At 70.6% G+C, this 13629-nt stretch carries 13 protein-coding genes; all 13 read left to right on the forward strand.

The window, feature by feature from the left end:
* The first annotated feature begins 1 nt into the window (after window position 1).
* Window positions 2-688, forward strand: coding sequence for a YggS family pyridoxal phosphate-dependent enzyme (locus tag ABD161_RS09230; protein ID WP_344001753.1), 687 nt, complete (start codon window positions 2-4; stop codon window positions 686-688).
* 34 nt (window positions 689-722) lie between these two features.
* Window positions 723-1190, forward strand: a complete 468-nt coding sequence (locus ABD161_RS09235; protein WP_135112893.1) for a cell division protein SepF — start codon at window positions 723-725, stop codon at window positions 1188-1190.
* Between the two features lie 21 nt (window positions 1191-1211).
* Entirely contained in the window at window positions 1212-1511 is a 300-nt protein-coding gene (locus ABD161_RS09240; RefSeq protein WP_344001755.1) for a YggT family protein, read from the forward strand.
* Window positions 1512-1629: 118 nt separating this feature from the next.
* The gene (locus ABD161_RS09245; protein WP_344001756.1) at window positions 1630-2268 is read left to right on the forward strand and encodes a DivIVA domain-containing protein; all 639 of its coding nucleotides are present in this window, start codon (window positions 1630-1632) and stop codon (window positions 2266-2268) included.
* Window positions 2269-2275: 7 nt separating this feature from the next.
* Window positions 2276-2896 (forward strand): signal peptidase II, encoded by a 621-nt coding sequence (locus ABD161_RS09250; protein WP_135112899.1) that lies wholly within the window; start codon window positions 2276-2278, stop codon window positions 2894-2896.
* Window positions 2896-3816, forward strand: coding sequence for an RluA family pseudouridine synthase (locus ABD161_RS09255; RefSeq protein ID WP_344001758.1), 921 nt, complete (start codon window positions 2896-2898; stop codon window positions 3814-3816). The genes ABD161_RS09250 and ABD161_RS09255 overlap by 1 nt, the downstream gene beginning before the upstream one ends.
* 274 nt (window positions 3817-4090) lie before the next feature.
* Window positions 4091-4663, forward strand: coding sequence for a GNAT family N-acetyltransferase (locus ABD161_RS09260; protein WP_344001760.1), 573 nt, complete (start codon window positions 4091-4093; stop codon window positions 4661-4663).
* A gap of 44 nt (window positions 4664-4707) precedes the next feature.
* On the forward strand, window positions 4708-5328 hold the full coding sequence (locus tag ABD161_RS09265; RefSeq protein WP_344001762.1) for a cyclodeaminase/cyclohydrolase family protein: 621 nt from the start codon (window positions 4708-4710) through the stop codon (window positions 5326-5328).
* A 154-nt stretch (window positions 5329-5482) separates the two neighbouring features.
* Complete coding sequence (gene dnaE / locus ABD161_RS09270) at window positions 5483-8995, forward strand: DNA polymerase III subunit alpha (RefSeq protein ID WP_344001763.1); 3513 nt, start codon at window positions 5483-5485, stop codon at window positions 8993-8995.
* A 93-nt stretch (window positions 8996-9088) separates the two neighbouring features.
* Window positions 9089-10576 carry a hypothetical protein gene (locus ABD161_RS09275; protein WP_344001765.1) on the forward strand — a complete coding sequence of 496 codons (1488 nt, stop codon included), beginning with the start codon at window positions 9089-9091 and terminating at the stop codon, window positions 10574-10576.
* Between the two features lie 50 nt (window positions 10577-10626).
* Entirely contained in the window at window positions 10627-11967 is a 1341-nt protein-coding gene (gene hisD / locus ABD161_RS09280) for a histidinol dehydrogenase (protein ID WP_344001767.1), read from the forward strand.
* 11 nt (window positions 11968-11978) lie between these two features.
* Entirely contained in the window at window positions 11979-12467 is a 489-nt protein-coding gene (gene nrdR, locus ABD161_RS09285; protein ID WP_344001769.1) for a transcriptional regulator NrdR, read from the forward strand.
* Between the two features lie 28 nt (window positions 12468-12495).
* Window positions 12496-13518, forward strand: coding sequence for a quinone-dependent dihydroorotate dehydrogenase (locus ABD161_RS09290; protein ID WP_344001771.1), 1023 nt, complete (start codon window positions 12496-12498; stop codon window positions 13516-13518).
* The last annotated feature ends 111 nt before the right edge of the window (window positions 13519-13629 follow it).

The raw sequence follows: 13629 nt of genomic DNA on the forward strand, positions 1-13629 counted from the left end.
GGTGCCCGACCTCGCGCAGCGCCTCGCCGATGTGGACTTCCGCATCGGCGAGGCTGCGCGTGCGGCGGGGCGGGATCCGGGGGAACTGACGCGCATCGTCGTGACGAAGTTCCATCCGGCATCGCTCGTGAGAGAGCTGCACGCCCTCGGGGTGCGCGATCTCGGCGAGAACCGCCAGCAGGAGCTGAGCGCCAAGGCCGAGGAGACGAGCGATCTCCCCGACACCAGGTGGCACTTCATCGGGCAGGCGCAGACCAACAAGGCGCGCGCCATCCGGCGGGCTGCCGCGGTCGTGCACTCGGTGGATCGCGAGCGCCTCGCCGAGGCGCTCGACGCGGCCGCCGAGCCCGGCGATGCCGTGCTCGACGTCCTCGTGCAGGTCAACCTCACGGACGACGCCGGGCGCGGGGGAGTGAGCCCCGACGGGATCGAACCGCTCGCCGAGCGCATCGCCGCCGCCGCGACCCTCCGCCTGCGGGGCGTGATGGCCGTGGCGCCGCTCGACGAGGCGCCCACCGCTGCGTTCGAGCGCCTCGCGGGCTACTCCGACCGCGTGCGGGCCGTCGTGCCCGAGGCGACCTGGATCTCCGCCGGCATGACCGGCGACTTCGCCGAGGCGATCGCCTGCGGTGCGACACACCTGCGGATCGGTTCCGCAATCACGGGACCGCGCCCACCCCGGGCGTAGCCTCGAAACAGACGAGCAGACTACGGAGGACGCCATGGCGAACCCGCTCAAGAAGACGATGGTCTACCTCGGCCTTGCCGACGAGGAGGAGTACGAGGATGCGCACGAGCAGCCTCAGCGCACGCATCGGGACGAGCCGCAGCACGACGACGCCAAGCCGGCGCCCGTCACTCCGCTGCGACGCCCGGCCGTCATCCGTCAGCCCGCGGCGGCTGCCGTGAACGAGATCGTGACGGTGCACCCGAAGCAGTACCGCGACGCGCAGACGATCGCCGAGCACTTCCGCGACGGCATCCCGGTGATCATCAACCTCTCGCAGATGAGCGACGCCGACGCGCGCCGCCTCATCGACTTCGCGAGCGGCCTGTCGCTCGGCCTCTACGGGCGTATCGAGCGTGTCACCAGCAAGGTCTTCCTGCTCTCGCCCGAGAACATCGCCGTGTCGGGTGACGGTGGGATCGCGCACGCGGACCCCGAGTCCGCGCCCTTCGCGCAGGCCTGACGCACACCGCCTCGTCTCGTCGTGGGTCCCGTCGGGCTGATCGCCTCGATCCTCAATCTCGTCATCCTGCTCTACATCCTCGTGCTGTTCGCGAGGCTGGTGTTCGAGTACATCCCGATGTTCAATCGCGAGTGGCGTCCCAAGGGGGCGCTGCTTGTGGTGGCTGAGGTGACGTACACGCTCACCGACCCCCCGATCCGGCTTCTGCGGAGGTTCATCCCGCCGCTGCGGATCGGCGGGATCGCCATCGATTTCGGGTTCGCGCTCACGATGCTGCTCTGCTTTGTGCTGCTGTCGGTGACGCGGGCCTTCATGATCTGAGTCCGTCGCCTTCGGTCTCGCCTCTCGCGGCGCCGGAGGTGACGGTTATGCTTGCAACCGGAGAAGTGCCCAGGGCTCGGCCCACGGCCACAGACACCCCACGGAAGAGGAGCCACCCATGGCATTGACGCCGGATGACGTCGTCACCAAGCAGTTCCAGCACGTCCGGTTCAAGGAGGGTTTCGACCCGGACGAGGTCGACGACTTCCTGGACGAGATCGTCGTCGAGTGGCGCAAGACGATCGAGGAGAACAACGAGCTCAAGGCCAAGCTGGCCAAGTACGAGTCCGGTGAGCTCGCTCCGGCCGAGCAGGCCGCTCCCGCCACGACGCCCGTCGAGGCACCGGCCGAGGCCCAGCCTGAGCCCGCTGCGGCTCCCGAGCCCACCCCGGCGCCCGTCGCCGCTCCCGCCGGTGACGTCTCGAGCACGGCCACCAGCGCCGCCAGCATCATCGAGCGCGCCCAGCGCCTTCACGACGAGCACGTCGCCGAGGGTCGCCAGATGGCCGAGCAGCTCGTCGACGAGGCCAAGACCGAGGCCGACCGCATCCGCAGCGAGGCCGAGGCCAAGCAGCGCGAGCTCAGCGAGAAGTACGAGCGCGAGCGCACCACGCTTGAGAGCCGCATCACCGAGCTGCGTCAGTTCGAGCGCGACTACCGCGCCCAGATGCGCAGCTACTTCGAGTCGAAGCTGAAGGACCTGGACGCCTCGGGCTCGACCTCGGGTGACACGCCGGTCTCGGCGATCGGTCTCTGAGCCGGTCTTGACTGACCGCGCACCCCTGCGCACTGCGGCGGCCAGCACCACCATCGCGATCCTCGCGGTCCTGGTGCTGGCCGCCGATCAGTTCGCCAAGCAGCTCGCCCTGAGGTCGCTCGAGTTCCAGACCCCCGTCCCCGTCCTGGGCGAGGTTCTGCAGTGGTACCTCGTGCTCAATCCCGGCGCCGCGTTCTCGATCGGCGAGGGCGTCACCTGGATCTTCAGCATCGCACTCGCGGTGGTCGCCTGCGCGATCATCTGGATCGGGCTCACCCGCGTCGGCTCCCGCATCTGGGCGGTCGTCCTCGGTCTTCTGCTCGGCGGCGTCCTCGGCAACCTGACGGATCGTCTCTTCCGCGACCCGGGCTTCGCCGTGGGGCACGTCGTCGACTTCATCTCGACCCCGTGGATGATGCCCGCGATCTACAACGTCGCCGACATCTTCATCGTCTGCAGCATGATCACCGTCGCGGCGCTCACCCTGTTCGGTGTGTCACTCGATGGGTCCGGCCGGAAGACCGTGGCCGAGGCGGCGGCCGAGTCGGCCGCGGACGAGGCGGATGCCGCGGAGACGACCGGTGACGGCACGACCGACGGCGTGGACGACCGCCGGCGGGAGAGCTGATGGAGTCGCGCAGCCTTCCGGTTCCCGACGGACTCGACGGGACGCGCGTGGACGCGGCGCTCGCCAAGATGCTGGGCTTCTCGCGCACCTTCGCCGCCGACGTCGCCGAGGCCGGCGGCGTGCGGCTGGACGGCGTGACGCTCGGCAAGTCGGATCGTGTCCGCGCCGGCGGGTGGCTGGAGATCGAGTGGCGCCCGAAGGAGGAGCCGCGGGTCATCCCCGTCGAGGTGCCGGATCTCGGCATCGCGTACCAGGACGACCACATCGTCGTCGTCGACAAGCCGTCGGGCGTGGCGGCGCATCCCTCGCTCGGCTGGGAGGGCCCGACCGTGCTGGGCGCGCTCGTCGCCGCGGGAGTGCGTGTCGCCACCAGCGGCGCGGCCGAACGGCAGGGAATCGTCCACCGGCTGGACGTGGGCACGAGCGGTCTTATGGTCGTCGCGAAGACCGAGCACGCCTACACGGTGCTCAAGCGCGCCTTCAAGGAGCGCACGGTCGACAAGATCTATCACGCGGTCGTGCAGGGGCATCCGGATCCGCTCGCGGGCACGATCGACGCTCCCATCGGGCGGCATCCGAGCCACTCGTGGAAGTTCGCCGTCACGCCCGACGGCAAGGACTCGATCACGCACTACGAGACGATCGAGGCGTTTCCCGGCGCGTCGCTGCTGGAGATCCACCTCGAGACGGGGCGCACGCACCAGATCCGCGTGCACATGGCCGCCCACCGGCACCCCTGCGTCGGCGACCCGCTCTACGGCGCCGACCCGACGATGTCGGCGCGCCTCGGTCTCACCCGGCAGTGGCTCCACGCGCACGAGCTGTCGTTCGCGCATCCGGCCACCGGCGACTGGGTGACGTTCACCTCGGACTACCCGGCGGACCTGGCTCACGCGCTGGCGGTGCTGCGCGGCGAGTAGGTGGCGCCACTGCATCCGATGCGGTGAGACTGCGGCACGCGCGGCCGGCTGTGCACCGTGCGGGTGAGACTGCCGCGGGCGCGCGCAGTCTCACGCGGTGGTTGCATTCTCGTGCGGTGGTCGCACCGTCGGTGCGGTGAGACTGCGGCACGCGGCCGAATGTGCACCGTGCGGGTGAGACTGCGGCGGGCGCGCGCAGTCTCACCCGACGGTGGCAGTCTCGCGCGGTGGCTGCCGCATCGCGGATGTCCGGGGCCGGTGGCACGCTGGCCGCATGAGCATCACGGTGCGGGCGGCGACCGACTTCGAGGGCGTGCGCGTGCTCGTGGGGCCGAAGAATCCGGATGCGAACGTGTGCTGGTGCCTCAGCCACCGGGTGCCGAGCAAGGTCAACTCGTCGTTGCAGGGGCCCGAGCGCGGTGAGTTCGTGCGGCGGATGTGCGAGTCGGATCTCCCGCCGGGGGTGCTCGCGTACGACGGCGACGAGCCGGTCGGTTGGGCGGGCGTCGCGCCGCGCGCCGACACGCAGTTCGCGCGGAGCCGGAAGATCCCGGTGATCGACGACCTGCCCGTGTGGACCGTGTGGTGCTTCCGGGTGCGGCCCGGGCATCGCGGCAAGCGCATCCTCGATCTGCTGCTGGAGGGGGCCGTCGAGTTCGCACGTGAGCGCGGGGCACCGGCGATCGAGGGGTATCCGGTCGACAACCGCGGGGCGAAGGTCGATCAGACGATGGCTTTCGTCGGCTTCCGGTCGATGTTCGAGCGGGCCGGCTTCCACAAGGCCGCGGATACGGAGTCGGTGTCCGGCGGCTTTCCGCGAGTGCTCATGCGCCGCGATCTGCGCTGAGTCAACCCCTGGTCGCTGGGCAACGCGGTCGCGAGGATGGGCGCATGCCAGGCCGGATCACGACGCGTGACGCGACGATCGACCGCTGGACCGCGCACCTGGGCGAGGCGCAGGGCGATCCGGGCGGGGGAGCGGCGGCGGGCGTGATGCTCGCGCTCGCCGCGGGGCTGATCTCGATGGTCGCGCGGTACTCGGGAGCGGACGAGGTCGTCGCCCGGGCGGGCGAGCTGCGACAGGCCGCGCTCGACGCCGCCGATGCGGATGCCGAAGCGTCCGCGGCATTCGGCGCCGCGTTCCGGCGCGACGACGAGGGCCGGGCGGAGGCGATCCGGGAGGCGTCGCTCGAGGCCGCCCGCTCCTCGGCGCGCCTCGGCGACCGCGCCCGCGGCGCCATCCCTGATCTCGAGCATCTGGCCGCGCACGGCGATCCGGCCCTCGTGGCAGACGTCGCCGTCGCCGCGGCGGCCCTGCGTGCCGCGCTCGCGAGCGCCCGCACCAACCTCAGCTACGACCTCGCGACCCTGCGCTCGGTCGGCATGTCCCTCGACGAGGTGCGCGCGGCGCATCCGGATCTCTGGGCCTCCGTCGCGGCCCTCGACGACGCGATCGCGCGTATCGACGGCCTCACCACGCGGATCGACGACAGGGCCGCGCCGACGGACTGAACCCATCCCTCGTCGCGAGGAGATCCGGCGACCGGAGGAGATCCCACCGGGATTCGTCCTCTCTCGGCCGGATCTCCTCCGTACGCCGCGCCCGGCGATCCCGACACCCGGGTCGCCGGGCCGGCATGTCGGTGGTGAAACCTAGACTCGATCCATGGCATCCGACTCCTTCGTCCACCTGCATGTGCACAGCGAGTACTCGATGCTCGACGGGGCCGCGAAGATCGGGGCGATGACCCAGGCGGCCGCCGATTACGGCATGCCGGCGATCGCGGTGACCGACCACGGCAACACCTTCGCCGCCTTCGAGTTCTACAAGGCCGCGCAGGCCTCGGGCGTCAAGCCGATCATCGGCCTGGAGGCGTACGTCACGCCCGGCACCCACCGCAGCGACAAGTCGCGCGTGCAGTGGGGCTCACCCGATCAGAAGAGCGACGACGTCTCGGGTTCCGGCGCCTACACCCACATGACGATGTGGAGCGAGACGACCGAGGGAATGCACAACCTCTTCCGCCTCAGCTCGCTGTCGAGCATGGAGGGGTACTACTTCAAGCCGCGCATGGACCGCGAGCTGCTGCAGACCTACGGCAAGGGCCTGATCGCGACCACCGGATGCCCGTCGGGCGAGATCCAGACGCGGCTCCGGCTCGGTCAGTACGACGCGGCGCGGGCCGCGGCGGCCGAGTTCCAGGACATCTTCGGCAAGGAGAACTACTTCGCCGAGATCATGGATCACGGCCTCTCGATCGAGCGTCGGGTGATGACCGACCTCATCAAGATCTCGAAGGATCTCGGCATCCCCCTGGTCGCCACCAACGACTCGCACTACACGCACCAGCACGAGGCCGATGCGCACGCCGCGCTGCTGTGCGTGCAGTCGGGCTCGACACTGGATGACCCGAACCGGTTCAAGTTCGACGGCGACGGCTACTACGTCAAGACAGCGCAGGAGATGCGCCAGCTCTTCCGCGATCACCCCGACGCCTGCGACAACACGCTGCTGATCGCCGAGCGCTGCGAGGTCGAGTTCAACACCTCGGCCAACTACATGCCGCGCTTCCCGGTTCCCGAGGGCGAGACCGAGGACAGCTGGCTGATCAAGGAGGTCGAGAAGGGCCTCCACTACCGGTACCCCGCCGGCATCCCCGACAAGGTCCGCAAGCAGGCCGAGTACGAGACCGGCATCATCCTGCAGATGGGCTTCCCGGGGTACTTCCTCGTGGTCGCCGACTTCATCAACTGGGCGAAGGACAACGGGATCCGCGTCGGCCCGGGTCGCGGCTCGGGTGCGGGCTCGATGGTGGCGTACGCGATGCGCATCACCGACCTCGACCCGCTCGAGCACGGCCTGATCTTCGAGCGCTTCCTGAACCCCGACCGCGTCTCGATGCCCGACTTCGACGTCGACTTCGACGACCGTCGCCGCGGCGAGGTGATCGACTACGTCACCCGCAAGTACGGCTCGGAGCGCGTCGCGCAGATCGTCACCTACGGCACCATCAAGTCGAAGCAGGCGCTCAAGGACGCGGGTCGCGTGCTCGGCTTCCCCTTCTCGATGGGGGAGCGCCTGACCAAGGCGATGCCGCCGGCCGTGATGGGCAAGGACATGCCGCTCGACGGCATGTTCAACCCCGAGCACCCGCGCTACAAGGAAGCGAGCGAGTTCCGCTCGCTGATCGAGACCGACCCCGAGGCGAAGACGGTCTACGACCGCGCCGTGGGACTCGAGGGCCTGAAGCGCCAGTGGGGCGTGCACGCCGCGGGCGTGATCATGTCGAGCGAGCCGCTGCTCGACATCATCCCGATCATGCGCCGCGAGCAGGACGGCCAGATCGTCACCCAGTTCGACTATCCGGCCTGCGAGTCCCTCGGCCTGATCAAGATGGACTTCCTGGGCCTTCGCAACCTGACGATCATCTCGGATGCGCTCGACAACATCCGGTTGAACCGGGGCGAGGAGCTCGACCTCGAGAAGCTCGAGCTCGACGATCGCGCCGCCTACGACCTGCTCTCCCGTGGCGACACACTCGGTGTGTTCCAGCTCGACGGTGGGCCGATGCGCTCGCTGCTGCGCCTCATGAAGCCCGACAACTTCGAGGACATCTCGGCCGTCATCGCCCTGTACCGCCCCGGCCCCATGGGTGCCAACTCGCACACGAACTACGCGCTGCGAAAGAACGGCCTGCAGCCGATCACGCCCATCCACCCCGAGCTCGAGGAGCCGCTGCGCGACATCCTCGACACGACCTACGGCCTGATCATCTATCAGGAGCAGGTCATGGCGATCGCGCAGAAGGTGGCCGGCTTCAGCCTCGGCCAGGCAGACATCCTCCGCCGCGCGATGGGCAAGAAGAAGAAGTCCGAGCTCGACAAGCAGTACGAGGGCTTCTCGGGCGGCATGAAGGAGCGCGGCTTCGGCGACGCGGCCATCAAGGCGCTGTGGGACATCCTGCTGCCCTTCTCGGACTACGCCTTCAACAAGGCGCACTCCGCCGCGTACGGGCTCGTGTCCTACTGGACCGCGTACCTCAAGGCCCACTACCCGGCCGAGTACATGGCCGCGCTGCTGACCAGCGTCGGCGACTCGAAGGACAAGATGGCGCTCTACCTCAACGAGTGCCGTCGCATGGGCATCAAGGTGCTGCCGCCCGACGTCTCCGAGTCGATCAACTACTTCGCGGCCGTCGGCACCGACATCCGCTTCGGACTCGGCGCCGTGCGCAATGTCGGCACCAACGTCGTCGAGGGCATCATCGCCGGGCGCGCCGACGGGCCGTACACGTCGTTCCACGACTTCCTGAACCGCGTGCCCCTGCACGTGGCGAACAAGCGGACGGTCGAGTCGCTGATCAAGGCGGGCGCGTTCGACTCCACCGGATCGACGCGGCGCGCGCTCGTCGAGATCCACGAGGGCGCCGTCGAGGTCGCGGTCAACGACAAGCGCAACGCGGCGGGCGGTGCGATCGGCTTCGACTTCGACAGCCTGTGGGATGAGCCGCAGAGCGTGCAGAAGGTGCCGGATCGACCCGAGTGGACGAAGAAGGACAAGCTCGGCTTCGAGCGCGAGATGCTCGGGCTCTACGTCTCGGATCATCCCCTCGCCGGTCTCGAGGTGCCGCTCGCGAAGCACCGCACCATCACCATCAGCGCCCTGCTCGCCTCCGAGGACCTGCAGGACGGTGACCAGGTCACGGTGGCGGGTCTCGTCACGAGCGCGCAGCACCGAGTGGCGAAGTCGAGCGGCAACCCCTACGGCATGATCACGATCGAGGACTTCGAGGGCGAGGTCACGGTCATGTTCATGGGCAAGACCTACACCGAGTTCCAGCCGATCCTGCAGCAGGACGCCATCCTGGTCGTCCGCGGCCGCGTGTCCCGACGCGATGACGGAATGAACCTCCACGCCCAGTCGGCGTTCACTCCGGATGTCGGATCCTTCGACGAGGCGGGTCCCCTCACCCTCGTGCTTCCCGAGCAGCGGGCGACCGAGCAGGTCGTCCAGGAGCTCGCCGACGTGCTGCGCCGTCACCGCGGCGACACCGAGGTGCGGCTGAAGATGCACAAGGGACGCACGGCGAAGGTGTTCGAGGTGCCCATGCACGTGCAGATCACTGCCGACCTGTTCGGCGACCTCAAGTCGCTGCTCGGCCCGCAGTGCCTGGGGTAAGCCGGGCGGCCGCCGGATCGGGCTGCCCCGGAAGGGGCGGAGCGCCGCCGGTAGGATCGTCCGCATCCGTGCCACGTCTTCGAGAGGATCAGCGTGACCGACCAGTACCCGGCATCCCCGGCTCCCGAGCAGCCCTCCACCGCGGAGGCGGCCCCCGAGGAGCCCCGTGGCGACCAGCCGACGCCCCTTCACGGCGTCGGCCCGTTCACGATCCGCGAGGCGATCCTGATCGGCCTGGCGGCGCTGATCCTGCTGTTCTCGTTCTTCTCGATGTACACGTTCGACCGCGTGTACTCGCCGATCTGGAGCTCGTCGCTCGACTGGGTGCTCGGCGTGGGCCTTCCCGTCGCCGCCGGAGTGATGCTCGTGATCCGCCGCGTCTCGCCGACGGCGCGCCTGCGCGTGGGCTCGCTCTCCGTCGACCAGTTCGCCTCCGTCGCGTTCTCGGTCTCGGCGCTGCTGTGGTTCAGCACGCTCGGGTTCGGCGTGCAGAACCTCGCCGACGGCTTCGGCTTCGGCATCACGTGGGTCGTCTGGATCGAGCTGCTTCTCACGCTCGCCGGCGTCTTCTTCACCGTGGTGGCTCCCTTCGTCGCCCCGTTCAAGGACGACTTCGTGCGCGCCGAGTCGCCCGCGCATCCCGTGGCGCGCGCCGTGCGACCTGTCGCCCAGCGCCCGCGCCCCGCTTCACAGCCCACGCCGCAGGCGTGGCCGCAGCCTGGGCAGGGCCAGCCGCCCTACGGCCAGCCGCCGGCGCAGGGCGCAGCCCAGCCGTTCGGGCAGCCTCCGTACGGCCAGCCCCCGTACGGGCAGCAGGGCTACGGCCAGGCGCCGTTCGGGCAGCAGCCTTACGGGCAGGCACCGCAGTACGGCCAGCCGCAGTATCCGCAGCCCCAGTTCGGCCAGCCTCAGTACGGCCAGCCGCCGTTCGGGCAGCCCGCGTTCGGGGCGCCGCACGGCCAGCCGCCCGCCTACGGACAGCAGTTCCCGCTTCCCGCAGGGCCGCAGGTCGACGCGCAGCCGCAGGCGGCCGAGCCGTTCGCGTCGTCCGCGCCGCACGGCACTCCGGAGGCCGAGGCGATCACCGAACAGGTCGTCGACAGCACCGCGGCGGTCGAGTCTTCCGCACCACTGGATGACGCCGTCCCCGCCCCGGAGGCGAGCCCCGAGCAGCCCGTCGAGCAGGAGCCCGTCACCCAGGTGCTGCCCGCCGCGGGGGAGGACTTCGCAGACGCGACCGCGGCCGACAACGACCCGGATGCCGTCGCCGCGGAGGACGTCGAGCACACGATCTCGACGACGCCGCGCTCCGACATCGAGCCCGAGCCGCAGCCGGCCGAGGACGAGGCGGGCGCGCAGCCCGCCGAGGACGGGACGACGGTGGCGTCCGCGCCGCAGGCCTTCTGGGCGCTCGCCCCGGAGGAGCGCGACGTCGTCGACGCCTACGGGGCCCCGCTGTTCCGCATCGGACCGACCGCGTGGGCGCTCGTCATCGAGGACCGCGGTGACTCGTACGTGGTCCGCCACGACGACGGCCGCATCGGCTTCCTCCACGACACGTCGGGCATCACCCGCGGCTGACGCCGGCGCCCCCGCAGGGAACGGCGGGGGCGGGCTGGCAGAATGAGGGGATGCGCACCATCGATCTCCGTGGCCGGTCGCTCCGCGTCGCGGAACTGCTCGCCGTCGTTCCCCGAGCCGCCGAGGCCCGTGCGACCGCGCTGCATGTCGCCGCGGAGATCGTCGAGGACGTGCGCGTCCGCGGCGAGGAGGCCCTGCGCGAGCAGGCCGAGCGCTTCGATCGCGTGACCGACCACGCGATCCGCGTGCCCGCAGACCACATCGCGGACGCGGTCGCATCCCTCGATCCCGAGGTCCGCGCCGCGCTGGAGGAGGCGATCCGTCGCGTCCGCGAGGCATCCGCCGCCCAGGTCCCGGCGCCGCGGACGACCGAGCTCGGGCCGGGCGCGCGTGTCACGCAGCGCTGGCAGCCGGTGTCGCGCGTCGGCGTGTACGTCCCTGGCGGCAAGGCCGTCTACCCCTCCAGCGTCGTCATGAACGTCGTTCCCGCGCAGGTCGCCGGGGTGCGCAGCGTGGCGCTCGCGTCGCCGGCGCAGGCCGATCACGACGGCCGCGTGCACCCGACGATCCTCGCTGCCGCCGGCCTGCTCGGCGTGGACGAGGTCTACGCGATGGGCGGAGCCGGCGCGATCGGCGCGCTCGCCCACGGCGTGCCCTCTCTCGGGCTCGACCCCGTCGACGTCGTCTCCGGTCCCGGCAACAACTTCGTCGCCGCGGCAAAGCGCGCCGTCGCCGGAGTGGTCGGCACCGACTCGGAGGCGGGGGCCACCGAGATCCTGATCATCGCCGACGACACCGCCGACCCGCGGCTCGTGGCGTACGACCTCGTGAGCCAGGCCGAGCACGACGAGCAGGCGTCCGCCGTCCTCGTCACCCCGTCCGCACGCCTCGCGGAGGCCGTCGCCGCCGAGGTCGAGCGCGTCGGATCGGCCACCCGGCACCGCGAGCGGGTCGCCGCCGCGCTGGCGGGGGAGCAGTCGGCGATCGTCCTCGTCGACGACCTCGACGCGGCTGAATCCTTCAGCAACGCCTACGCCCCCGAGCACCTCGAGATCCACGTGGCGGACGCCGCCGCATCCGCCGCCCGCTGCACAAGCGCCGGCGCGGTGTTCGTCGGCTCCTACGCTCCCGTGAGCCTCGGCGACTACCTCGCCGGCTCGAACCACGTGCTGCCGACCGGGGGACAGGCGCGGTACGCCGCAGGCCTCGGATCCCACACCTTCCTGCGCCCGCAGCAGGTGATCGAGTACGACCGCGCCGCCCTCGCGCAGGTGCGCGACGGCATCGTCGCACTCGCCGAGGCCGAGGCTCTCCCCGCGCACGGCGAGGCGATCACCGCCCGCTTCGCCGGCGACCAGGGCCCGCAGGATCTCTCAGGCGCCTCCGCGTAGGCTGTCGCGTTATGCACTGCCCGTTCTGCCGCCACGGCGATTCCCGTGTCATCGACTCCCGCACGAGCGACGACGGCCTGTCGATCCGGCGACGTCGGCAGTGCCCCGAGTGCGGCGGCCGCTTCTCGACCATCGAGACCGCGAGCCTGAACGTGATCAAGCGCTCCGGCGCCGTCGAGCCGTTCAGCCGGGACAAGGTCATCTCGGGCGTGCGCAAGGCGTGCCAGGGACGCCCCGTCACCGACGCGGACCTCGCCATCCTCGCCCAGCGCGTGGAGGAGGCGGTGCGCCAGACAGGGCTCAGCCAGATCGACGCGAACGAGATCGGACTCGCCATCCTCGGCCCGCTCCGCGAGCTCGACGAGGTCGCCTACCTCCGCTTCGCCAGCATCTACCAAGCGTTCGAGTCGCTCGAGGACTTCGAGGCCTCGATCGCCGAGCTCCGTGCCGACCACGCGCGAGCACGCGTGGGCGACGCCGCGGCGACCGCGTCGGACTGACCTCCGGCCGACCGATAACCTGGACGGGATGTATCCCCTCCTCTTCCGGCACGTTCTCGCGCGCTTCGATCCCGAGACCGCCCATCACCTGGCAATGGCCGTGATCCGCCTCGCGGGCATCGCGCCGGTCGCCGCCGTCGTCGGACGCTTCACGCGCCCCGCTCCCGAGCTGGCCGTCGAGGCGCTCGGGCACGTGTTCCCGTCGCCGTTCGGCGTCGCCGCCGGCTTCGACAAGAACGCGGTCGGCGTGCGGGGCCTCGCGGCGCTCGGCTTCGGCCACGTCGAGGTCGGCACCGTCACCGCGATCCCGCAGGACGGCAACCCGAAGCCGCGTCTGTTCCGGCTGATCGCCGACCGCGCGGTGATCAACCGCATGGGCTTCAACAACCGCGGCGCGGAGGCGGCCGCACGTCGCCTCGCGCGTCTGCGCCGTTCGGGCGCGATTATCGGCGCGAACATCGGCAAGAGCCGCGTCGTCGACGTCGACGACGCCACCGCCGACTACGTCACCAGCGCGCGGATGCTCGCGCCGCTGTCCGACTATCTCGCCGTCAACGTCTCCTCGCCGAACACGCCGGGCCTTCGCGGCCTGCAGGCCGTCGAGACGCTCGCGCCCCTGCTGCGCGCGGTCCGGGACGCCGCGGGATCCACACCGCTGCTGGTGAAGATCGCCCCGGATCTGCCGGATGACGAGATCGCCGCCATCGCTCACCTCGCGGTATCCGAGGGGCTCGCGGGGATCATCGCGAACAACACGACGATCTCCCGCGACGGGCTCGCCTCGGACGCCGCGCGCGTCGAGGCGATGGGCGCCGGCGGGCTCTCGGGCGCTCCGCTCAAGGCGCGGTCGCTGGAGGTGCTGCGCATCGTGCGCGCTGCCGTTCCCGGTGACTTCTGCGTCATCTCGGTCGGCGGTGTGGAGACCGCGGAGGACGTGCAGGAGCGCCTCGACAACGGCGCCACCCTGGTGCAGGGCTACACGGCATTCCTCTACCGCGGCCCCCTCTGGGCCCGCCAGATCAACCGCGGCCTGCTCAAGCTCCGGGGCTGACAGCGCCGGGCGGGCGCCGCGGCGGAATCCGCGGCCTGATCAAGCTCAGAGCCTGGCAGCGCACGACGAACTACCGGGGCCTCACTGCGCGGGCTGGTGGGCGCCACCTGC

The sequence above is a fragment of the Microbacterium paludicola genome, assembly GCF_039529675.1.
In the GTDB taxonomy this organism is placed as follows: Bacteria; Actinomycetota; Actinomycetes; order Actinomycetales; family Microbacteriaceae; genus Microbacterium; species Microbacterium paludicola.

Bases quoted from the DNA above. Each gene is read 5' to 3' on its own strand.
- hisD (WP_344001767.1), top strand. From the start codon at position 10,627: ATGCGCACCATCGATCTCCGTGGCCGGTCGCTCCGCGTCGCGGAACTG.
- ABD161_RS09245 (WP_344001756.1), top strand. From the start codon at position 1,630: ATGGCATTGACGCCGGATGACGTCGTCACCAAGCAGTTCCAGCACGTC.
- dnaE (WP_344001763.1), top strand. From the start codon at position 5,483: ATGGCATCCGACTCCTTCGTCCACCTGCATGTGCACAGCGAGTACTCG.
- ABD161_RS09265 (WP_344001762.1), top strand. From the start codon at position 4,708: ATGCCAGGCCGGATCACGACGCGTGACGCGACGATCGACCGCTGGACC.
- ABD161_RS09260 (WP_344001760.1), top strand. From the start codon at position 4,091: ATGAGCATCACGGTGCGGGCGGCGACCGACTTCGAGGGCGTGCGCGTG.
- ABD161_RS09290 (WP_344001771.1), top strand. From the start codon at position 12,496: ATGTATCCCCTCCTCTTCCGGCACGTTCTCGCGCGCTTCGATCCCGAG.
- ABD161_RS09255 (WP_344001758.1), top strand. From the start codon at position 2,896: ATGGAGTCGCGCAGCCTTCCGGTTCCCGACGGACTCGACGGGACGCGC.
- ABD161_RS09235 (WP_135112893.1), top strand. From the start codon at position 723: ATGGCGAACCCGCTCAAGAAGACGATGGTCTACCTCGGCCTTGCCGAC.
- nrdR (WP_344001769.1), top strand. From the start codon at position 11,979: ATGCACTGCCCGTTCTGCCGCCACGGCGATTCCCGTGTCATCGACTCC.